Annotated in this window: 19 protein-coding genes; 7 read left to right on the top strand and 12 right to left on the bottom strand. The window is 70.2% G+C overall.

The annotated features are described in order from the left end of the window. Positions 1-16: 16 nt before the first annotated feature. Positions 17-835, bottom strand: a complete 819-nt coding sequence (locus ABZT87_RS29780; RefSeq protein ID WP_355139678.1) for a CoA transferase subunit A — start codon at positions 833-835, stop codon at positions 17-19. A gap of 295 nt (positions 836-1,130) precedes the next feature. Between ABZT87_RS29780 and ABZT87_RS29775 the strand changes: the two genes are divergently transcribed. The 7 genes from ABZT87_RS29775 (at position 1,131) to ABZT87_RS29745 (ending at position 8,380) form a co-directional block, all read left to right on the top strand. Continuing rightward, positions 1,131-2,591 (top strand): benzaldehyde dehydrogenase, encoded by a 1,461-nt coding sequence (locus tag ABZT87_RS29775; RefSeq protein ID WP_355139676.1) that lies wholly within the window; start codon positions 1,131-1,133, stop codon positions 2,589-2,591. 18 nt (positions 2,592-2,609) lie between these two features. Further along, on the top strand, positions 2,610-3,791 hold the full coding sequence (locus ABZT87_RS29770; RefSeq protein ID WP_355139674.1) for a 4-hydroxybenzoate 3-monooxygenase: 1,182 nt from the start codon (positions 2,610-2,612) through the stop codon (positions 3,789-3,791). A 201-nt stretch (positions 3,792-3,992) separates the two neighbouring features. After that, entirely contained in the window at positions 3,993-4,955 is a 963-nt protein-coding gene (locus tag ABZT87_RS29765; protein ID WP_354857534.1) for an ABC transporter substrate-binding protein, read from the top strand. A 71-nt stretch (positions 4,956-5,026) separates the two neighbouring features. After that, a complete protein-coding gene (locus ABZT87_RS29760) occupies positions 5,027-5,827 on the top strand; it encodes an ABC transporter permease (RefSeq protein WP_355139672.1) in 801 nt (266 codons plus the stop codon). Then, positions 5,824-6,648 (top strand): ABC transporter permease, encoded by an 825-nt coding sequence (locus tag ABZT87_RS29755; RefSeq protein WP_355139670.1) that lies wholly within the window; start codon positions 5,824-5,826, stop codon positions 6,646-6,648. Before ABZT87_RS29760 ends, ABZT87_RS29755 begins: the two co-directional genes overlap by 4 nt. After that, entirely contained in the window at positions 6,641-7,453 is an 813-nt protein-coding gene (locus tag ABZT87_RS29750) for an ABC transporter ATP-binding protein (RefSeq protein ID WP_355139668.1), read from the top strand. The genes ABZT87_RS29755 and ABZT87_RS29750 overlap by 8 nt, the downstream gene beginning before the upstream one ends. Before the next feature lie 39 nt (positions 7,454-7,492). After that, positions 7,493-8,380: a PaaX family transcriptional regulator C-terminal domain-containing protein gene (locus ABZT87_RS29745; protein ID WP_355139666.1), complete on the top strand. Its 888-nt coding sequence runs from the start codon at positions 7,493-7,495 to the stop codon at positions 8,378-8,380. Here ABZT87_RS29745 and ABZT87_RS29740 read toward each other — a convergent pair. From ABZT87_RS29740 to ABZT87_RS29690, 11 genes are all read right to left on the bottom strand, one after another. Next, positions 8,304-9,830: a long-chain fatty acid--CoA ligase gene (locus ABZT87_RS29740; protein ID WP_355139664.1), complete on the bottom strand. Its 1,527-nt coding sequence runs from the start codon at positions 9,828-9,830 to the stop codon at positions 8,304-8,306. The genes ABZT87_RS29745 and ABZT87_RS29740 overlap by 77 nt on opposite strands. 59 nt (positions 9,831-9,889) lie before the next feature. Continuing rightward, a complete protein-coding gene (locus ABZT87_RS29735) occupies positions 9,890-10,342 on the bottom strand; it encodes a MaoC family dehydratase (RefSeq protein WP_355139662.1) in 453 nt (150 codons plus the stop codon). Positions 10,343-10,359: 17 nt separating this feature from the next. Next, entirely contained in the window at positions 10,360-11,241 is an 882-nt protein-coding gene (locus ABZT87_RS29730) for an amidohydrolase family protein (protein WP_355066779.1), read from the bottom strand. Positions 11,242-11,293: 52 nt separating this feature from the next. After that, positions 11,294-12,220, bottom strand: coding sequence for an SDR family NAD(P)-dependent oxidoreductase (locus ABZT87_RS29725; protein WP_355139660.1), 927 nt, complete (start codon positions 12,218-12,220; stop codon positions 11,294-11,296). 100 nt (positions 12,221-12,320) lie between these two features. After that, a complete protein-coding gene (locus ABZT87_RS29720; RefSeq protein ID WP_355139658.1) occupies positions 12,321-13,082 on the bottom strand; it encodes an IclR family transcriptional regulator in 762 nt (253 codons plus the stop codon). A gap of 30 nt (positions 13,083-13,112) precedes the next feature. After that, complete coding sequence (locus ABZT87_RS29715) at positions 13,113-14,066, bottom strand: PDR/VanB family oxidoreductase (RefSeq protein WP_355139656.1); 954 nt, start codon at positions 14,064-14,066, stop codon at positions 13,113-13,115. Beyond that, entirely contained in the window at positions 14,063-14,281 is a 219-nt protein-coding gene (locus ABZT87_RS29710) for a hypothetical protein (RefSeq protein WP_355139654.1), read from the bottom strand. The genes ABZT87_RS29715 and ABZT87_RS29710 overlap by 4 nt, the downstream gene beginning before the upstream one ends. Further along, positions 14,278-15,321 carry an aromatic ring-hydroxylating dioxygenase subunit alpha gene (locus tag ABZT87_RS29705; protein ID WP_355139652.1) on the bottom strand — a complete coding sequence of 348 codons (1,044 nt, stop codon included), beginning with the start codon at positions 15,319-15,321 and terminating at the stop codon, positions 14,278-14,280. Before ABZT87_RS29705 ends, ABZT87_RS29710 begins: the two co-directional genes overlap by 4 nt. Positions 15,322-15,478: 157 nt before the next feature. Then, positions 15,479-15,760: a TraR/DksA C4-type zinc finger protein gene (locus ABZT87_RS29700; protein ID WP_355139650.1), complete on the bottom strand. Its 282-nt coding sequence runs from the start codon at positions 15,758-15,760 to the stop codon at positions 15,479-15,481. 12 nt (positions 15,761-15,772) lie between these two features. Continuing rightward, positions 15,773-16,234 carry a hypothetical protein gene (locus tag ABZT87_RS29695; protein ID WP_355139648.1) on the bottom strand — a complete coding sequence of 154 codons (462 nt, stop codon included), beginning with the start codon at positions 16,232-16,234 and terminating at the stop codon, positions 15,773-15,775. A 572-nt stretch (positions 16,235-16,806) separates the two neighbouring features. Next, the gene (locus tag ABZT87_RS29690) at positions 16,807-19,116 is read right to left on the bottom strand and encodes a tetratricopeptide repeat protein (RefSeq protein WP_355139646.1); all 2,310 of its coding nucleotides are present in this window, start codon (positions 19,114-19,116) and stop codon (positions 16,807-16,809) included. Between the last annotated feature and the right edge of the window lie 114 nt (positions 19,117-19,230).

The raw sequence follows: 19,230 nt of genomic DNA, 5'->3' as shown, positions 1-19,230 counted from the left end.
CGCTCGCCGGGCTGACTCATGCCGCCGCGCCGGCCCGGTGCACGTGCTCGTCCAGCCAGGCCCGGAAGGTGTCACGGTGCCGGCTGACGGCGTCCCAGTCCCGGTAGAAGTCGTTGTCCCGCACCGAGTAGCCGTGGGCGTAGGAGGGGTGCGCGCCGCCGGGCACCTCGGCCACCGCGGTGACCGCCCAGCCGGGCAGGACCACCTGCCCGGGTACGGGTTCCAACTCGTCCACGATCTCCTCGACGGTGACCAGTGACCGGTGGGCGGCGAGCACCGCCTCCTTCTGCACGCCGGTGATGCCCCACATCTGCACATTGCCGTTGCGGTCGGCGCGCTGGGCGTGCACCACAGTCACGTCCGGACGCAGGGCGGGGACGGCGGTCAGCGTCTCGCCGGTGAACGGGCAGGTGATGGGCCGGATGTTGGTGGTGTGCTGAGGCAGGTCGGTGCCGGTGTAGCCGCGCAGGACGGCGAACGGCAGCCCGGACGCCCCGGCGACGTAGCGGTTGGCCATGCCCGCGTGACTGTGCTCCTCCAGGTCGAGTGGGCGTGGCCAGGCGTGCTGCACGGCGTCCCGGAAGCGGTGCAGCGACCCGACGCCCGGGTTGCCACCCCAGGAGAAGACCAGGCGACGGGCGCAGCCCGCCCCGATGAGCTGGTCGTAGATGACGTCGGGGGTCATCCGCACGAGGGTCAGATCCTGCCGTCCCTGGCGGATGATCTCGTGGCCGGCGGCGAACGGAATGAGGTGCGTGAACCCTTCCAGGGCCACCACGTCGCCGTCGCGGACCAGGTGCGCCACGCCGTCGGTCAGCGAGACGAGCTTCGCCATGGGCCTCCCCGCCTCCTGCCCGAACCGTGCTGCCGTCAGCCGTTCGCTATGCGGACTGCCGTACTCATCTCGAACGTACGACGGGGAACGGCATCCGTCAACGACAGGGCAGCTCGCCGTCCACAGTGTTCGGCACTCACGTCGGGCGATGCGTTGACGCGAGCCGGACCACGTGCCAACGTTCATAAAGAGAACGGCCGTTCGGTAAGCGAACACCTCCGGGCCCTTCGTGAGCGGAAGTCCGCCCGGTCACCCCGGGCCGGCCCACCGGCCCCACGCTCCGAGGAGGACCGCCATGACACTGCTGGACGTCACGACCTGGCAGGGCACCCTGCACAGCGACGGCTGGGTGGAACCGGCCGGCGGCACGGCACCCGTGCGATCCCCCGCCACCGGCGAGGAGATCGGCCAGGTCGGCCTGGCGAACGCCGAGGACGTGACGCGCGCCTGCGCTCGCGCTGCCGCCGCCCAGCGCGCCTGGGCCGCCACCGGCTACGCCGAACGGGCCGCTGTGCTGCGCCGGGCCGGGCAGCTGTTCGAGCGGCACGCCGCCGAGATCGGCGACTGGATCGTGCGAGAGTCCGGGTCCATCCCACCCAAGGCCGGCGTCGAGACCGACACCGCGGCGCAGGAATGCTACGAGGCGGCGGCGCTGGCCTCGCACCCGCTCGGCGAGATCATCCCGAGCGCGCAACCGCGGCTCAGCCTGGCTCGCCGGTTGCCCGTCGGCGTCGTCGGGGTCATCGCCCCGTTCAACTTCCCGCTCATCCTGGCCACCCGTTCCGTCGCCCCGGCGCTGGCCCTGGGCAACGCCGTGGTGCTCAAGCCCGATCCGCGCACCGCGGTCTGCGGCGGTGTCTCGATCGCCCGGGTCTTCGAGGAGGCCGGCCTGCCCGACGGGCTGCTGCACGTCCTTCCCGGCGGGGTCGAGGTCGGGGAGGCGCTGGTGGCCGACCCGAACGTACGGGTGATCAGCTTCACCGGGTCGACCGCCGCCGGCCGCAAGGTCGGCGAGGCGGCGGCACGCCACCTCAAACGCGCACATCTCGAACTCGGCGGCAACTCGGCGCTGATCGTGCTCGACGACGCCGATCTGGACCTCGCGGTCTCCGCCGGCGCCTGGGGGTCGTTCCTGCACCAGGGCCAGATCTGCATGACCACCGGCCGGCACCTGGTGCACGAGAGTCTGTCCGAACGGTACGTCGAGCGGCTGGCCGAGAAGGCGAACCACCTGCCGGTCGGCGACCCGGCGAAGGAGCAGGTGGCGCTCGGGCCGATCATCGACGAGCGCCAGCGCGACAAGGTCCACGCGCTGGTCACGGCGAGCGTCGACGCGGGCGCCCGACTGGCGGCCGGGGGCACGTACGAGGGGCTGTTCTATCGGCCGACGGTGCTCACCGACGTCACCCCCGCGACCCCGGCGTACGCCCAGGAGGTCTTCGGCCCGGTCGCCCCGGTGATCACCTTCGCCGACCAGGACGAGGCCGTGCAGTTGGCCCGGCAGACCGAGTACGGCCTGTCGCTGGGGATCCTCAGCCGCGACGTGATGAGGGCGATGGCCCTCGCCGACCGGATCCCCAGCGGGATCGTGCACATCAACGATCAGACGGTGAGCGACGAGGCGGTGGCGCCGTTCGGTGGGGTGGGGGCGTCCGGCACCGGCTCCCGGTTCGGGGGGCCCGCGGCGAACGTCGACGCGTTCACCGAGACCCAGTGGCTCACCGTGCAGGGCGCCATCACGCGGTACCCGTTCTGACGTCGGGAGGACAGGAGCATGCCGGGAATGCGTACCCAGGTCGGCATCGTCGGCGCCGGGCCGGCGGGGCTCATGCTGTCGCACCTGCTGCACCTGCGCGGAATCGAGTCGGTGGTGCTGGAGAGCCGCAGCCGCGACCACGTCGAGCACCGACTCCGGGCCGGGGTCCTCGAACAGGGCTCGGTCGACCTGCTCTGCCGCAGCGGCGTCGGTGAACGGCTACGACGGGAGGGGCTGCGCCACGAGGGCATCGAGCTGCGCTTCGCCGGGGAGTCACACCGGGTGCCGATGGCGGATCTGACCGGGCGGGCGATCACCGTCTACGGGCAGCAGGAGGTGGTCAAGGACCTGATCGCCGCCCGACTCGCGGCCGGTGGCTCGATCCTCTTCGAGGCCGACGCGGTACGCCTGGACGGTCTCGACTCGGACTCGCCGGTCGTCCACTTTCGACGGGACGGGCGGGACGAGGAGCTGCACTGCGATTTCGTGGCCGGCTGCGACGGGTTCCACGGGGTGAGCCGCGGCGCGGTGCCCGAGGGGGTGCTGACAACCTACGACCGGACGTACCCCTTTGCCTGGTTGGGGGTCCTCGCCGCCGCACCGCCGGCGGTGGAGGAGCTCATCTACGCCAACCACGAACGCGGCTTCGCCCTCTACAGCATGCGCTCCCCCGAGATCTCTCGGCTGTATCTACAGGTCGCGCCGGACGAGGACATCGCAGCGTGGCCGGACGAGCGGATCTGGACGGAGCTGCGGGCCCGGTTGGAGACGGTGCCGGGATGGTCGCTCAACGAGGGACCGATCCTGGAGAAGTCCATCACCGGAATGCGCAGCTTCGTGGTCGAGCCGATGCGGTGGGAGCGGCTGTTCCTGGCCGGGGACGCCGTGCACATCGTCCCGCCCACCGGCGCGAAGGGCATGAACCTCGCCCTCGCCGACGTCGCGCTGCTCGGGGACGCGTTCGCCGCGTGGTACGGCGAGGGCCGCACCGATCTGCTGGACGCCTACTCGGCCACGGCGCTACGCCGGGTCTGGCGGGCCCAGCACTTCTCCTGGTGGATGACCTCGATGCTGCACCGGCTGGAGCGCGACGACCCGTACGAGACGAAGCTGCAGACCGCCACGTTGAGGTACGTCGCCACCTCCCGCGCCTACGCCACCAGCCTGGCCGAGAACTACGTGGGCCTGCCGGACGTCTGACCGCGTCGCCGAGCAATGTTTAACCTATTCATGACGGGCGTCAGAAATTATTGACTTTCAATGCCGGGGTGACTGACCATGGCCAACACAGCGGCGTGCGCCCCCACGCAGCGGTAGTTCACCTGCAGATCCGAGGCATCCGCCGACTTCCGACGCACCCACCACCCCCGCCCAGGAAGGGCCTCGTCAATGAAGAAGGTCATGGCTCTCGGGCTGATCGCCGCTACCGCGATCGCCCTCACCGGATGTACCGACTCCGACGCGTCCAACCCGTCCGACCAGACCTCGGGGGGCCTGCGCAAGGTCCGCGTCGCGGCGCTGCCCATCACCGAGACCGCCGCGCTCTGGGGCGGCGTCAAGGCGGGCATCTTCGCCGAACGCGGGCTCCAGGTCGAGGTGCTGCCCGCCCAGGGCGGCGCGCAGGCCATTCCGGCGCTCATGAACGGCGACATCGACTTCGCGATCGGCCAGCCCTTCGGCCCGTTCCGGGCCGACCTGCGGGACCTCGGCGTCGTCATCATCGGCAACTACGCCTCCTCGTACGCCGACGGCGACGACATCAACGCCGTGGTCGCCTCCGCGAAGTCCGGCATCAAGCGGCCGGCCGACCTCGCTGGCAAGCGGGTCTCGGTCAACAGCCTGGGCGCGGCCGGCGACGTGACGATCATGGCGGCGGTCGAAAAGGACGGCGGCGACCCGTCGAAGATCAAGTTCGTCGAGGTCGCCTTCCCGGACGCCCCGGCCCAACTCGAATCCGGCAACATCGACGCCGCCTGGGTGCCGGAGCCCTTCGTCACCCAACTGAAGGCCCGCGGCGACACCTTCGTCGTCGCGCCCTACCAGGCGGTGGTGCCCGGCCTGACCACGCTCACCACCATCACCACAAAGGAACGCACCGAGAAGGACGCCAAGCTGGTCGAGGACTTCACCGCGGCGATGAAGAAGACGCTGGAGTGGGCCAAGGACCCCGCCAACGAGGCGGCGCTGCGGCAGGCCATCAAGGACAACCTGCAGCTGCCCCCGCCGGTGGCCGAGTCGGTGCGGCTGCCGGCCTTCGGTTGGGAGGTCGACCGGTCGAGCCTGCAGACGCTCGCCGAACTCGCGCAGAAGTACAAGGTTCTCGACAAGCAACCCAACTTCGACCGTCTCATCCAGCAGCAGTAGCCGGCGCGATCCCGCCCTCCCCGCCCCCGGACCGGGGAGGGCCTCGCCGCCCGCCTGACGACGGGAGTGACATGCGCGTGTTCCCCACCCGACGCCTGCGCGCGTTACGCAAAGCGATGCTGGGCGTCGTCGGCCTGACCGGGTTCCTCGTCGTCTGGCAGCTGATCCCGACGCTGGGCCTGATCAACCCGCTGTACCTGCCGTACGTGACGGACGTGCTGGCGCGGCTGTTCGAGCAGGTCGTCGACCTCGCGTTCTGGCGGCGGCTGGGCAGCACCATGACGTCCTGGGCGATCGGCCTGACGGTGGCGACGGTCGCCGCCCTCGTCCTCGGCACGGTCGTCGGGTTGGTGCCGTTCCTGCGGCGCGCGACCCACACGGTTGTCGAATTCCTGCGACCGATCCCGTCGGTCGCCCTCATCCCGCTCGCCGTGCTGATGTTCGGCATCCAGCGGCAGGCCGCCCTCGTCATCATCATCTACGCGTCGTTCTGGCAGGTGTTCGTGCAGGTGATCTACGGCGTCGCCGACGTCGACGCGGTGGCTCGCGACACCGCCCGCAGTTTCGGTCTGACCCGGCGGGAGCAGTTGTCGCACCTCGTCCTGCCGACCACCCTGCCGTACCTCATGACGGGCCTGCGCCTCGCCGCCGCGGTGGCGCTCATCCTCGCCATCACCGCGGAGATGGTGATCGGTAACCCCGGCCTCGGGCGCATGATCGAGCTGTCCCGGTCCGCCGGAGACGCCCCCGGCCTGTACGCGCTGGTCGTGGTCACCGGCCTGCTCGGGCTCATGGTGAACATCGTCTTCCGGTTCATCGAGCGTCGGGTGCTGTCGTGGCACCAGTCGGTACGAGGAGAGGAGCCGTTGTGACCGCGTACACCGGGCGGATCGCCACCACGGCACGCAGCCGGACGGTCGGATCCCGGATCGCGACGAGCCTGCTCTACCCGCTGGGGCTGCCGACGCTGCTGCTGGTGCTCTGGGGTCTGGTGGCGACGAGGACGACGAGTCGGTTCTTCCCCGACCCGTTGACGATCGCCGAAGCCTTCCGGGAGACCTGGGTCGGCCCGGCGTTCGTCGAGGACGTACTGCCCAGCCTCGCCCGCCTCGGCCTCGGTGTCGTCGCGTCCATCGTGCTCGGCATCGCCGCCGGCACCGTCATCGGGCTGACCCGCTGGTTGCGCGAACTCCTCGAACCGCTGCTGGAGTTCCTCCGGGCCATCCCGCCACCGGTGCTGATCCCGGTGGTGATGCTCCTGCTCGGGATCACCGACACCATGAAGGTCGTCGTGATCGCCTCCGGCGCGGTCTGGCCGATCCTGCTGAACACGATCGAGGGTGTCCGGGGGACGGACAGCGTCATGACGGAGACCGCGGAATCGTTCCAGGTCACTTGGTGGGAGCGGCTCTGGTTCCTCGTTCTCCCGGCCGCCAGCCCACGGATCATGGCTGGGGTTCGGCAGGCCCTCTCGGTCGCGCTGATCCTGATGGTCATCTCCGAGATGTTCGCCTCCTCCTCCGGCCTCGGCTACCGGATCGCCTACTTCCAGCGCAACTACCTGATCGCCGAGATGTGGAGTGGCATCCTCCTCCTCGGTCTCGTCGGCGTCTTCCTCGCCGTAGCTTTCGGTCTCGTCGAACGGCGTGTTCTGCGCTGGTACCACGGAATCAGGGAGGTCAACCGTGCCTGATCGGCGCACCCTGCTGCGGGTGGAGCACCTGCGGAAGGTCTACGAGTCGGCGACGGACACCGTCGAGGCGATCGGGGACATCAGCTTCACGATGGACGCCGGTGAGCTCGTCTGCATCGTCGGGCCGTCCGGTTGTGGCAAGACCACCCTGCTGAAGTGCCTCGCCGGCCTGCTGCGGCCCACCAGCGGCGTGGTCGAGATGGACGGCTCGCCGGTGACCGGGCCCAGCCCGGCCATGGCCGTCGTCTTCCAGGAGTACGGTCGCAGCCTCTACCCCTGGCTGACGGTGCGCGGGAACGTCGAGCTGCCACTGCGGCACAAGAAGCTCACCCGGGCGGCCCGGAACAAGCTGGTCGTCGACGCTCTTGAGGCGGTGGGCCTCGCGCACGCCGCGCGGAGCCACCCGTGGCAGCTCTCCGGGGGGATGCAACAGCGGGTGGCGATCGCGCGGGCGATCGCCTACCAGCCCGATGTCCTGATCATGGACGAGCCGTTCGCCGCCGTGGACGCGCAGACCCGGGCCGACCTGGAGGACCTGGTCCGCGAGCTGCACGCCAGCCGCACCATCTCGGTTGTCTTCGTCACCCACGACATCGACGAGTCGGTGTATCTCGGTCAGCGGGTTCTAGTATTGTCCACGTCGCCGACCTGGGTCCAGGAGGATCTCGCGATCGACCTGCCGCCGGAGCGCGATCAGATCACGACCCGCGCTCTGCCCCGTTTCACGGAACTGCGGACGCACGTCTACGACCAGATCCAGCGGGCCAAGCGCGGGCAGGCTGTGGCCCCGCGACCCGCGCGGTGATCGGCGGCCAGGCCAACGAGTTCGCCGAGGGGAAACGCTGTGGGTAGTCGTCAGCCGAAGCAGTTGTTGCTCGCCTTCTTCGGCGAGCACGTCGTTGACGCCGCCACCGGACCCATCCGGGCGAGCGCCCTGATCACCGTGCTGGAAGGCGCGGACGTCGCCGCGCCGGCCACCCGCGCGACCCTCGACCGTCTCGTGCACAGCGGCATCCTCGCCCGCAGCCGGAGCGGCCGGGAGACGCTGTTCTCCCTCACCGAGCACGGGGCGGCGGTGTTGCGCGAGGCGACGGACCGCGTTCGCGGGCCGCGGCCGTTCGACCCACAGGGCAGCGGGTGGACCCTGGTCACCTTCTCGATCCCGGAGGGCCAGCGGATGCTGCGGCACCGGCTGCGTTCCACCCTCACCTGGGAGGGCTTCGCGCCGCTCCGGGACGGGCTCTGGCTCGCGCCCGGCGAGGTCGACCTCGCCGGGTCGTTGGAGCGGCTGCGGCAGGACCTCGCGCCCAACACAGTGGTCGCCTTCCACGCCCGTGAACTCGCCGGCTTCCCGATCGGCGAGAGCGTGCGCGCGGCCTGGGACATCGAGGCGATCCGACGTGCGCACCTCGCCTTCATCGAGGTGTGGGACGACCCGTCCGCGCTGGCGATGGCGCCGAGCGCCCTCACCGTACGAACCATGCTCGTGGCGGACTGGCTCGCGCTGCTGCGCGCCGACCCGAGGCTGCCGGCCGAGTTCATGGACGCGGAATGGCCCGCCGCGAGATCGGTGCGGACCTACCGCCGGGTGCACGACAAGCTGGCCGAGGCGTCCGCTGCGGAGTTCGCCGAGCTCGTCGCGACCCGGCCCGCAACTAGGCGCCGAATCGGGTCCGCAGATCGGCCTTCCGCACCTTCCCCGACGCCGTCCGCGGCAGCTCGTCCACGATGACGACGTTCTTCGGGAGCTTGTAGCGCGCGATCCTGCCGTCCAGGCGGGCCCGGACGGTGGCGGTGTCCACGGACACCCCGTCCCGGACGGTCACGATCGCCCACGGCACCTCCCCCCAACGCTCGTCCGGTACGCCGATGACCGCGGCCGAGGTCACCCCGTCGACCTCGGTGAGCAGCTGCTCGAGTTCGAGCGGGTAGATGTTCTCGCCCCCCGAAATGATCATGTCCTTGAGGCGGCCGGAGATGTAGAGGTAACCGTCGGCGTCCAGGTGGCCGAGGTCGCCGGAGCGGAACCACCCATCGGCCGTGAACGCCTCGGCGGTCGCCTCCGGCAGCCCGTGGTAGCCGGGGAAGACGTTGGGACCGGCCACCTGGATCTCACCGACAGCGCCGGCGGGCAGCACCGCACCGGCCGCATCGGTGATCCGCACGTCGGTGAAGAAGTGCGGCAGACCGACACTGCCCTGCTTGACGCGGGTCATCGTGGGCGGCAGCGCGGTGACGCCCGGCGCGGCCTCGGTCATTCCGTAACCCTGGGAGAACGACAGGCCCCGCGCCTCGTACGCGTTGAGGATGCGGGCCGGCACCGCCGAACCTCCGCAGGTGAGCTTCGTCAACGTCGACAGGTCGGTCGACGCCCAGGCGGGGTGGTCGGCCAGCAGCTGGTAGGTGGTCGGCACACCGCTGAGCATGGTGACCCCGTGCCGCTCGATCTGCGCGAGCGCGCGGCCCGGCTCGAAGCCCCTCTCGATGACCATCGTGGCGCCCTTGAGGATGACGGGCAGGGCGCCCATCCCGAGCGAGGCGACGTGGAACAGCGGCGAGATCATGAGGGCGACGTCGGCGGAGACGACGTCGTAGTCGACCACACAGTTGAGCGCCACCCAGGTGAGGTTGCCGTGGGTCAGCACCGCGCCCTTGGCCCGGCCGGTCGTGCCCGAGGTGTAGACGATCGCCGCCGGGTCCTCGTGGGCGGTGTCGGCGTGGTCGGTGAACGGGGTGACGGCGGCCCGGGCCAGGTGGGCCAGCCCGGGCCGGTCCGCGGTGCCCTCGCCGTTGACAATGACGTACGGGGCCCGGGCGGACCCCGCGGCGGAGGCCACCGGCACCGCGAAGTCCGGGTCGTGGATCAGCACCCGCGCGGCACAGTCGGCGAGGACGTAGCCGATCTCGGGTGCGGCGAGCCGGGTGTTGACCGGCACGAAGACCGCCCCGACCTGCGCCGCCCCGAACATCACCTGGAGGAGTTCGGGGCTGTTCTCACCCAGGTAGGCGACGGAGTCGCCGTTGCCGACGCCCCGCTCCCGCAGCACCGCGGAGATCCGGTCCGTGGCGTCGGCGAACTGGCGGTACGTCATGGGCGACCGGTCGCCGTGGATGATCGCGATCTGGTCCGGGGACTTGAGCCGGCGCTTGGCCAGCCAGGCGCCAATTCCGTGCTGGTGCATCATCATTCTCCTGGGGGTGGAGGTGGTGTGCTCGCCCGGCTCGACGGATGCCCCCGGGCTCAGGCGTAGAAGCGGTACAGCCCGCGCGCGACGACCGCCGGCTTGGTCCCGCCCTCGATCTCGATCGTCTGGTCGACGACGAGCTGGTAGCCGCCGCGGACCTCGACGACCTCGACGACTGTGGCCCGCATGCGCACCCGAGCCCCGACCACGACCGGCGCGGGGAAGCGCACCTTGTCGAGGCCGTAGTTCACCTTCGTGGTGACGCCCTTGACCTCGAGCAGCTCGGTCCAGAAGGGAACCGCCAGGGAGAGGGTGAGGAAGCCGTGCGCGATCGGCGCGCCGAACGGGCCGGTCTTCGCCCGCTCCGGGTCGACGTGGATCCACTGGTGGTCGTCCGTGGCGTCCGCGAACAGGTCCACCTGGTCCTGGGTGACAGTGCGGTACCCGGTGTGGCCGAGGTCGGTGCCGGCGAGGTCGCCGAGCCGCTCGTAGGTGATGGTCGTCGTCATGGCGTTTCCTCTCGTCGTCACCGGGCCAGGCCCAGCAGTCGGGCCGCGTTGTCCTTCAGGATGCCCGGGAGCACGTCCGGCTTGAGGTCGGTCGACTGCACGTCGCGAAGCCACCGGTCCGGGGTGAGCATCGGGTAGTCGGTGCCGAAGAGCACCCGGCGCTTCAGCAGCGAGTTCGCGTAGCGCACCAGCTCGGCCGGGAAGTACTTCGGGCTCCAGCCGGACAGGTCGATCCAGGTGTTGTGCTTGTGCGTGGCCACCGACAACGCCTCGTCCTGCCAGGGCACCGACGGGTGGGCCATGATGATCTGGAGGTCGGGGAAGTCGGCCGCGATCGGATCGAGCAGGATCGGGTTCGACCGGCCGAGGCGCAGACCGTAGCCGCCCGGCGTACCCGCGCCGATGCCAGTCTGCCCGGTGTGGAAGAGCGCCGGGACGCCGGCCCGCTCCAGCAGGCCCCACAGCGGCGCGTACTCGTCGTGGCTGGGGTCGAAGCCCTGCACTGTGGGGTGGAACTTGAAGCCGCGGACGCCCTCCTCCCGGATCAACCGGTCGGCGAGTTCGACTGCCGCTCCCCCGGTGCGCGGGTCGACCGACCCGAACGGGATGAGCACGTCGGCGTGCTCGGCCGCCGCGCGGGCGATCTCGACGCTGGACAGTGGCTGGTGCTTCAGTTGGGTACGCGCGTCCACGGTGAAGACGACGGCCGCCATGTGCCGCTCGCGGTAGTACCGCGCCACCGCGTCGACCGCGGGCCGTGGGCCGTCGGTCTTGAAGTACGCCGACGCCGCTGCCACGAGCGGTTCGGGCAGTGAGGTGTGACCGTGGTCGTCGACCTCGATGTGCACGTGCATGTCGATCGCCGTGACGTCGTCGAGGTCGATCGCGGGCTGGTACATGGGGCCAACCTTCGTCCGGCGGGTCGGTGCGGGCAGGTCTGCTCGGGCCGGGTCAGGACGGCGCGGGCTCGAACTCCTCAGGGAGTTTCGGGAAGCGTTCGCCGACACTCTGCGCGGCACCGGCGAACCTCGTCGGCCAGGCCTCCACCAGCGCGTCGTACGTCCAGCCGCCCTCGCGGTGCGCGGTCAGCGCCGCCTCCGGGTGGGTCCAGATCTGCAGGCGGTCCCCGCCGACACCGATCACCTGCCCGGTCACCGAGGCCGCCGCGTCGGAGCCGAGGAACGCGACCAGCCCGGCCACGTCCTCGGCCGTGCCGAATCCCAGCTCGTGTCGGAAGAACGCGGGCATCGGCTCGCCGTTCGCCTCGGCCCGCACCGCCGCGGCGAAGTAGGGAACGGTGGCGGTCATCGCGGTCGCGGCGACCGGGACGACGGTGTTGGCGGTGATGCCGGCCCGCTTCAGCTCCAGCGCCCAGGTCCGGACCATGCCGACGATGCCCGCCTTGGCGGCCGCGTAGTTGGTCTGGCCGAAGGTGCCCCGCTGCCCGGTGGGTGACCCGACGCAGATGATCCGCCCGCCCTCGCCGGCCTGCCGCATGTGCTGCACCGCCTCGCGTACGGTGGTGAACGTGCCGCGCAGGTGCACGTTGATGACGGTGTCGAAGTCGTCGTCGCTCATCTTCCACAGCACCGTGTCGCGCAGCACGCCGGCGTTGGTGACGAGGATGTCCAGCCGTCCGAAGTGCTCGACCGCCGTGCTGACGAGTTCCTTGGCGGTCTCGGTGGGGCCGACCGGTGCGACCACCGCGACGGCCCGACCGCCGGACGCCTCGATCGCCGCCACGACGTCGGCGGTGGCCTCGGCGTCGACGTCGTTGACCACGACCGCGGCGCCCCGCCGCGCCAACTCCTGCGCGTAGGCGAGGCCGAGACCCCGCCCGGACCCGGTGACGATGGCGACTTTGCCGTGCAGAGACATGAGTGCTCCCTCTCGTCGGTGCCGGACCTCCGGGTAACACGCGCACCGGCAACGTAATGCAGAATTTGACCGGGCGTCAACGATTTGCAGTCTGTCTACATCAGACGGCCGGACGGGTCGAGTTGCTCAGCGCCCGGGAGACCACCCGACCGGCGGCCTGCACCAGTGGCGCCAACGCCACCGGGTCCGCCCGGTCATGGGCGACCACCAGCGAGATCGCCGCCACCACACCCTCCGGTACGCGGATCGGCGCGGCCACCGAGAGGGCGTCCATCGTGACCTGACGGTCGCTGACCGCGTACCCGACCCGGCGCACCTCGGCGAGGCAGCGACGCAGCCGCTTCGGGTCGGTGATGGTCAGTTCGGTGTACCGCTCCAGCGGGGCGGCCAGCACCTGCTCCTGGACCTCGGCGGGCGCGTGGGCGAGCAGGACCAGCCCGACGCCTGTGGCGTGCAGCGCGAAGCGACCCCCCACCCGGGTGAGCACGGGCACCGCGTGTCGCCCGGCGATCCGTTCGATGAAGACCAGTTCGAGATCCTGCCGGACAGCGAGCTGGACGTTCTCGTGGGTCACCTCGTACAGGTCCTCCATCACCGGCAGAGCCAGCTCCCGCAGCCCCAGGCCCCTCGGGGCGAGCGAGCCCACCTCCCACAGCCGCAGACCGATCCGGTACCGCCCGTCGTCGCCGCGTTCCAGTGCCCCCCACGCGACCAGCTCCGCGGCCCGCCGGTACACGGTGGGCAGTGGCATCCCGGTGCGACGCGCCAACTCGCTCAGGGTCAACGCCGGGGTGGCCGGGCTGAACGCGTCGAGCAACGCCAGCACCTTGCTCGTCACCGACCGTCCCGGTTCTGCGCGCACCCCGTCATCATCCCCGCCCACGTCGGGCGCTCACAGCTCCAGCACGAGTCGGGGCGTACGGGCCCGGGAGACACAGATCATCATGGTGTCCCCGCCGGCCCGCTCCTCGGCGGTGAGCAGGCTGTCGCGATGCTCGGGCACACCGGCGAGCACCGGCGTCTCGCAGGTGCCGCAGGTGCCCTCCCGGCAGGACGAGAGGACCTGCACCCCGGCCTCCTCCACCGCCTGCAGGATCGGTGTGCCCGGCGGCACTGTCACCGTCCGCCCGGAGAGCGCGAGTTCGACCTCGATCGTCGTCTCCGGCGCGCTGGTGTCGCCCCGGGCGGTGAAACGCTCGACGTGCAGGCAGCCGGGTGGCCAGCCGCGGCAGTGCTCCTCGACCGCGGTGATCAGTGGTTCCGGGCCGCAGCAGTAGACGAGCCCGGTGCCGGGCCGGCCCAACAACCCGGCCAGGTCGAGCAGCCCGGTCTCGTCCTGCGGGTGCAGGCTCACCCGGTCGCCGTACCTCTCCCGCAGGGTGGTGGCGAAGGCCATGGTGGCCCGGCTGCGTCCGCCGTACACCAGCCGCCAGTCGGCGCCTGCGGCGTCGGCCGCGGCGACCATCGGTGCGATGGGGGTGATACCGATGCCGCCGGCAATGAAGAGGTAGCGCCGCGCCGCGACCAGCGGGAAGGTGTTGCGCGGTCCGCTCACCCGGACGGTCGCGCCGACGGTGAGCCGCTCGTGCGCCAGCCGGGAGCCGCCGCGCCCGTTCGGTTCGCGCTGCACCGCGATCCGCAGGACGGCCCGCTCCGCGGGGTCACCGCAGAGGGAGTACTGACGGGCCAGCCCGGCGCCCAACTCCAGGTCGATGTGCGCGCCCGGCGCCCACTCGGGCAGGTCACCGCCGTCGGCGCGACAGAGGCGGATCGCCACCACCTCGGCCGCCACCTGATCGCGGCCGACGACCACCAGCTCGACACCGGTCAGCACGTCCACCGTCACTCGCGCATCGCCAGCCGCCTCGGCGGTCCGGGCACCGGCTCAGCCACACTCTGGTGACCCTGCGGGTGGCCGAGCAGCCACTCCCACAACTCGACCGGCTCCTCGGTGCGGCGCTCGGCCCCGCAGTGGCAGATCCCGCGCAGGCTGTCGGTGCCCGGCACCCAGTGGATCCGGTAGACCCGGTCCCCGGTGAGGAAGCCTTCCCGGGATCTCACCGCGCCGCTCCCACCGTCCCCGACCCGACCATCCGCGCCAGCAGCCGCCGGGCGGCCAGGCCACCGGTGTCGATGTTGATGCTCAGCTCCTGGTACCTGTCCGGCTCGGTGGCGATCACCTGCTCCAGGATGTTGAGCGCGGTCACGTCCTGCATGACAACCGTGTGATTGCTGTGGTGGAGGTACTCGCTGACCGACTCGTCGTCGATCGCGAAGTCCCGCGCCACCGCCCAGAAGTCATAGGTGGTGTGCTCGGTCGACGGGGTGATGGCGTACACGATCTCGGCGTGGAACGCTTCGCGGTCCTCGCCCTCGGCGGGCGGGTAGACACCCTGCGGCGCGATCCGGCTGTGCAGCAGGTAGAGGCAGGGCGGGTGGTACTCGATGTCCTGCCACCGGGTGATCCGGCCCTGGATGCCTGTGGAGCGCGCGTAGAACGGCGGGCACTCGGCGTCGTCCATGTGCCGACTGACGTAGACGATCCCCCGGTCCTCGTCCACCTCGGTGGTGATCGGGGTGTTCGCCACCTCCGGCGTGCCGATGTAACCGCCGTGCAGATAGGTCTCGTGGGACAGGTCCAGGAGGTTGTCCACCAGCAGGCCGTACCGTGCGTTCAGCGGCGCCATGCCCCGCACCACCGCGTAGCGCGGGTCGGCCAGCCACGGTGCGCGGGGAATCGCAGCCGGGTCGGCCCGGTCCAGGTCGCCGATCCAGACCCAGATGAACGAGTCCTGTTCCACCACCGGGAACGAGACCACCCGCGCGGTGCGCGGGATGCGCTGTTGACCGGGTACGAAGACGCAGGCGCCGGTCGGATCGTAGGTGAAGCCGTGGTAGCCGCAGACGATCGTGTCGCCGTCGAGCCGGCTCTCGGAGAGCGGGAAGCGTCGGTGTACGCACCGGTCGGCGAGCGCCACCGCCTGCCCGGCACCGGTGCGGTACAGCACCAGCGGCTCACCGAGCACCGTTCGGGCGAGCAGGTTCCGCCCCACCTCGCTGCCGTAGGCGGCCACGTACCACTGGTTACGCGCGAATGCCATGCGACCGGACCTCCATGCCGACGGACGTCGATGGATCCGGATCGTCCCGTGCGGTGTCCCCGCTGGGGAACCGGAGCTTTCACTGAATGAAAGGCCGGGGCTTTCGCACCTGACGGGGTGGCTGCCGTGCCGACAGCACGGCAGCCACACCGGGGCGTCACCTGTTCTGCTTCTCCTGGTAGGGCACGCAGAAGCGAGCGTGCGGTAGAACCGCGAGCCGCTCGGCCGGAATGCGCTCGTGGCACTTCTGGCAGGCACCGTAGGTGCCGTCGCTGATCCGGCTCAGCCCACCGGTGATCTGCTCGATGTTCTGGCGGGTGGCCACCAGCAGCGCGTCCCGGGTGTGGGCGCGCGCACCGTGCGTCGGGTGGTGGCCGAGCCTTCCGACCAGCGCGGGGTGAGCAGCCGTTTCCAGGCGGGTGCCGAGGCGGTCCGCCATGGCTGGATCTGATCAGATCGGCTCTTTGTAGTTCTGCCGCATGGAGATGCTCACCTCAGCACAGACCGGGTGGCCCACCGGGCAGGTGGTGCTGGCGAGCGCTGTCTGCGTGATGGTCAGGCCGCCCCGGTCGTACATCCAGCACGCCACTCCCGAACTGTTCAGGCACGATTCCTTGGGCCTACGCCTCCACTGGGCAGCCGCGATCTGCTTGTCCAGTTCGCGAACCGCCGCGTCCGGACTGGTATTGACCTGGTAGTCACGGTCCCAGTGGAACTTGCCCCGCGATCTGTCTGCCGCCTTGCCGCCCCGGAGTTGCCAGCCTGCCGGAATGGCAATCTCGTCGAGACGGGCCTGCCCGATGGTGAGCAGCTCCTCGGTCGACCGCTTCTCAGGCGGCGGGCCGCCGCACGCTGACACGAGCGTGACGCCCCCCAGAGTCAGGGCCACCAGCAAACGGCCGCTGAACCGCATGGCATACCTCTCTCCGTTGTCGCACCCGGACCGGCCGCCGTAGCCGGCCGCTTTCTATCGCGCCCCCGCAGGGGCCTGCGCGACCAGGCACAGGCCCGCGCCGGTCAATCACTTGGAACAGAAGTTGATACTCCACCGTCACTTGGCTTCGGCGTTGGGCGTGGCGCGGGCATGCGGGCGGCCACCGCGTTGACCATCGATGGTTTGTGCGGACAACCGAAGATCGTGCGGTGGCCGCGGGCCACACCCTGGACCCCGCTGGTGGCGGGTCATCCTGGACGAGGCGGTGACTCGTGTCGCTGTCCGGTCACCGCTGACCCTGTCGCAGCAGGGCGGTGGAGCTGAGGGCAGCCGGATCCGGGGAGTGCCGGGGATGGAACAGGGGGCAGGCGTAAGTTACCGCCGCTCGGCTCCCTCGGTTGCTGGCGCGGCGGCATCGAGCCACGGCGGTGTGCCGCAGGTCGTACGGCCGACCGAGCGGAGTCAACCTGGCGAGGCGCCGGTGCGGGTCGATCGATCCGGCACGAGCCGCTGCTGGGCGTGCGGCGGTATTGCCAGCAGATTGGCCGAGTTCAGCGTGGGAGCTTCGCGCGTACCTGCTCGGCCTTCGGATGCCCGATGGCAACGAGAAGGGTGAGTGCGTCCTGCCACGCCGCTTGCGCAGCGCTCGCGTTCCCGGCGGCAGCCTCGCTGTCGCCGAGATGGTGCAGGGTCTCCGCCTCGTAGTACCGGTCACCAAGGGTCTTGTACACGGCGATGGCCTCCTGGTAGTGGTATGCCGCGTCGGCGTACCGCTTCAGGTGTTGGAGGCTGAACCCGATGCTGTCCAGCGTATGGGCCCGGTACGTGAGGTCGTCGACCTCGTCGAACAGAGCCAAGGCTTGTGAGCAGTGCGTGAGCGAGCTGTCGTAGTCGCCCTGCAGTGCTCGGTACCAACCCAACGCATTGAGCGCCTGCGCCTCGCCCGTGCGGTCGCCTATCTGCCGGTAGAGACCCAGGGCGGTGCTGGCGTGCTGCTCGGCTGCGGGGAAGTCGCGCAGCTGTTCACTGGCGTATCCCATGGCGCGTTCGGTCCGGGCAAGGCCTTGGATGTCACCGACTTTCCGGAAGCAGTCGACCGCTAGTCGATGGCGGGCCATGGCGTGGTCGTATTCGCCGAGCTGTGTCAGCGCGTTGGCGAGGTTGCGCAGTGCGACACCATGCGCACGCGGGTCGCCCATCGGCTCGGCGGCCTCGACAGCGAGGCGGTAGAGGTCGGCGTACTCGCGCCAGTATCCGCGGCGGTGGAGGAAGGTCGTCATGCTCCACGGTAGGAGGAACGCCGGTCGGTGCCGGCCGCGTGCGGCTGCGAGTCGAGCCGCCGCCGACAGGCTCTCGTGCTCCTGCTCGAACCACTCTGCCGCGCCCTCGGCCGACTCGAAACTGGGCGGCTGGATTCCATGTTCCGCAGAAGGCGTCGGGAAGGTCTCCCGAAGGGGATCCAGCAGCCGGTCACCATGTAGGGCGGCCTGTAGGTAGTAGTCGATTACTCGGGTGTGGGCGGCGGCTCGTCCGGAGCTGGTCTCGTGCTCCTCGCTCAGATCGTTCGCGTAGGCGCGCAGTAGATCGTGGAGCCGGTAACGACCCGGGCAGTACTCCTCGATCAGGTGTTGATCTGCCAGGTTCCTCATCAACCGGGCGGTGAGGCCAGCTTCGGCGCCGACCAGGCTGGCAGCGGCAGCGACGGTAAAGTCGGGGCCGGGTACCAGACCCAGGTACCGGAACAGCCGCGCGGCGTCCGGGTTGAGGGTTCGGTAGGACCAGGAGAAGACGGTGGGCAGGTCCGACTCCGAGTCGTCGACCTCGAAGTTCCGCAGTACGGGTTCGCCGCCCGTCGCCTCCGCGACGAGTCGGTCCAGTGGTTGGTCCGGCGCGAGCATGATCCTCGCCGCCGCGATGACGAGCGCCAGCGGCAATCCGCCGCACATGGTCAGCAGCGTGGCCGTCGCTTCTGGATACTCGTCCAGCCGCCCGCGGCCGATCCGATCATCGAGCAGTTCCCTGGCCTGCTTCCGGGAGAGGACGTCCAGCTTGAGCGGGACGGCCTTGTCGCGGGCGACGAGCCCGGTGAGCTGGCTTCGGCTGGTGACGATGGTGAAGCACGATGAGCTGCCCGGCAGCAGTGGACGGACCTGCTCGGCGGTTGCGGCGTTGTCCAGCACAAGCAGCAGGCGTCTGCCAGACAGCACACTGCGGTACAGGCTCAGTTGAGCATCGAACTTGGCCGGTATCCTCTCGGCCGGCACGCCGAGCCCGTCCAGCAGCTCACGGACGGCATGGGCAGGCGCGACCGGATGGTCGGCGCTGAAACCACGCAGGTTGACGTACAGGTGTCCGTCGGTGAACCGCCTTGCGTTCTTGTGCGCCCACCTCAGTGCGAGAGTGGTCTTACCGATGCCCGCAGTGCCGTGCACGGCGGATATGACAGCTACCCCGTTGCCCGCCCTCTTGTGCAGGGCGGTGAGCTGGTCGAGCTCGGCCTTTCGGCCCACGAAAGGGCTGGTGTCCATAGGTAGCTGCCTGGGTGGCACCGTGCCGTCCGGGTCAGGCGTCACCGTTCCCGCCGTGGCGTGCTGGTGTGCCGTCGTCCACGCGTTTTCCCAGGCGCGGTATCGACGCGTACCAGTGCCGACTCCGCAGAGATTGACGTACGCGCGGAGCCAGTCCAGGCGCGGCAGCTCACCTCCTTCAACCTTGCTGATCTTCGTACGGGTCAATCGCACATCGCTGAGGCGCGTCTTCGAGTCCATCTCCCGCGTCGTGAGGCCAGCCGTCTCCCTGAGCGACTGCAGCGCCGCGCCGAGCGCGGCCGGTGTCGACACGTCCGCCAGTTCCCGGTCCACTCCGTAAACCTCGCATCCGTCCCAGCGGTGTCTGCGGTTTCTCTGTGGCGTTCCGATGGCAGCCTGTCCTACCAGGCGATCCACCTCGATTATGTCCCGGCCTGTCCCGCAGAG

The sequence above is a fragment of the Micromonospora sp. NPDC005237 genome (assembly GCF_040607775.1).
Taxonomy (GTDB): Bacteria; Actinomycetota; Actinomycetes; order Mycobacteriales; family Micromonosporaceae; genus Micromonospora.
The sequence above is the reverse complement of the archived record's forward strand: the minus strand, read 5'-3'. Positions and strand labels throughout refer to the sequence as shown.

Excerpts from the sequence above, each read along its gene's own strand:
- ABZT87_RS29725 (WP_355139660.1), bottom strand. The coding sequence starts at position 12,220 with ATGTCTCTGCACGGCAAAGTCGCCATCGTCACCGGGTCCGGGCGGGGT.
- ABZT87_RS29760 (WP_355139672.1), top strand. The coding sequence starts at position 5,027 with ATGCGCGTGTTCCCCACCCGACGCCTGCGCGCGTTACGCAAAGCGATG.
- ABZT87_RS29730 (WP_355066779.1), bottom strand. The coding sequence starts at position 11,241 with ATGTACCAGCCCGCGATCGACCTCGACGACGTCACGGCGATCGACATG.
- ABZT87_RS29735 (WP_355139662.1), bottom strand. The coding sequence starts at position 10,342 with ATGACGACGACCATCACCTACGAGCGGCTCGGCGACCTCGCCGGCACC.
- ABZT87_RS29695 (WP_355139648.1), bottom strand. The coding sequence starts at position 16,234 with ATGCGGTTCAGCGGCCGTTTGCTGGTGGCCCTGACTCTGGGGGGCGTC.
- ABZT87_RS29705 (WP_355139652.1), bottom strand. The coding sequence starts at position 15,321 with ATGGCATTCGCGCGTAACCAGTGGTACGTGGCCGCCTACGGCAGCGAG.
- ABZT87_RS29765 (WP_354857534.1), top strand. The coding sequence starts at position 3,993 with ATGGCTCTCGGGCTGATCGCCGCTACCGCGATCGCCCTCACCGGATGT.
- ABZT87_RS29780 (WP_355139678.1), bottom strand. The coding sequence starts at position 835 with ATGGCGAAGCTCGTCTCGCTGACCGACGGCGTGGCGCACCTGGTCCGC.
- ABZT87_RS29770 (WP_355139674.1), top strand. The coding sequence starts at position 2,610 with ATGCCGGGAATGCGTACCCAGGTCGGCATCGTCGGCGCCGGGCCGGCG.
- ABZT87_RS29775 (WP_355139676.1), top strand. The coding sequence starts at position 1,131 with ATGACACTGCTGGACGTCACGACCTGGCAGGGCACCCTGCACAGCGAC.
- ABZT87_RS29700 (WP_355139650.1), bottom strand. The coding sequence starts at position 15,760 with ATGGCGGACCGCCTCGGCACCCGCCTGGAAACGGCTGCTCACCCCGCG.
- ABZT87_RS29740 (WP_355139664.1), bottom strand. The coding sequence starts at position 9,830 with ATGCACCAGCACGGAATTGGCGCCTGGCTGGCCAAGCGCCGGCTCAAG.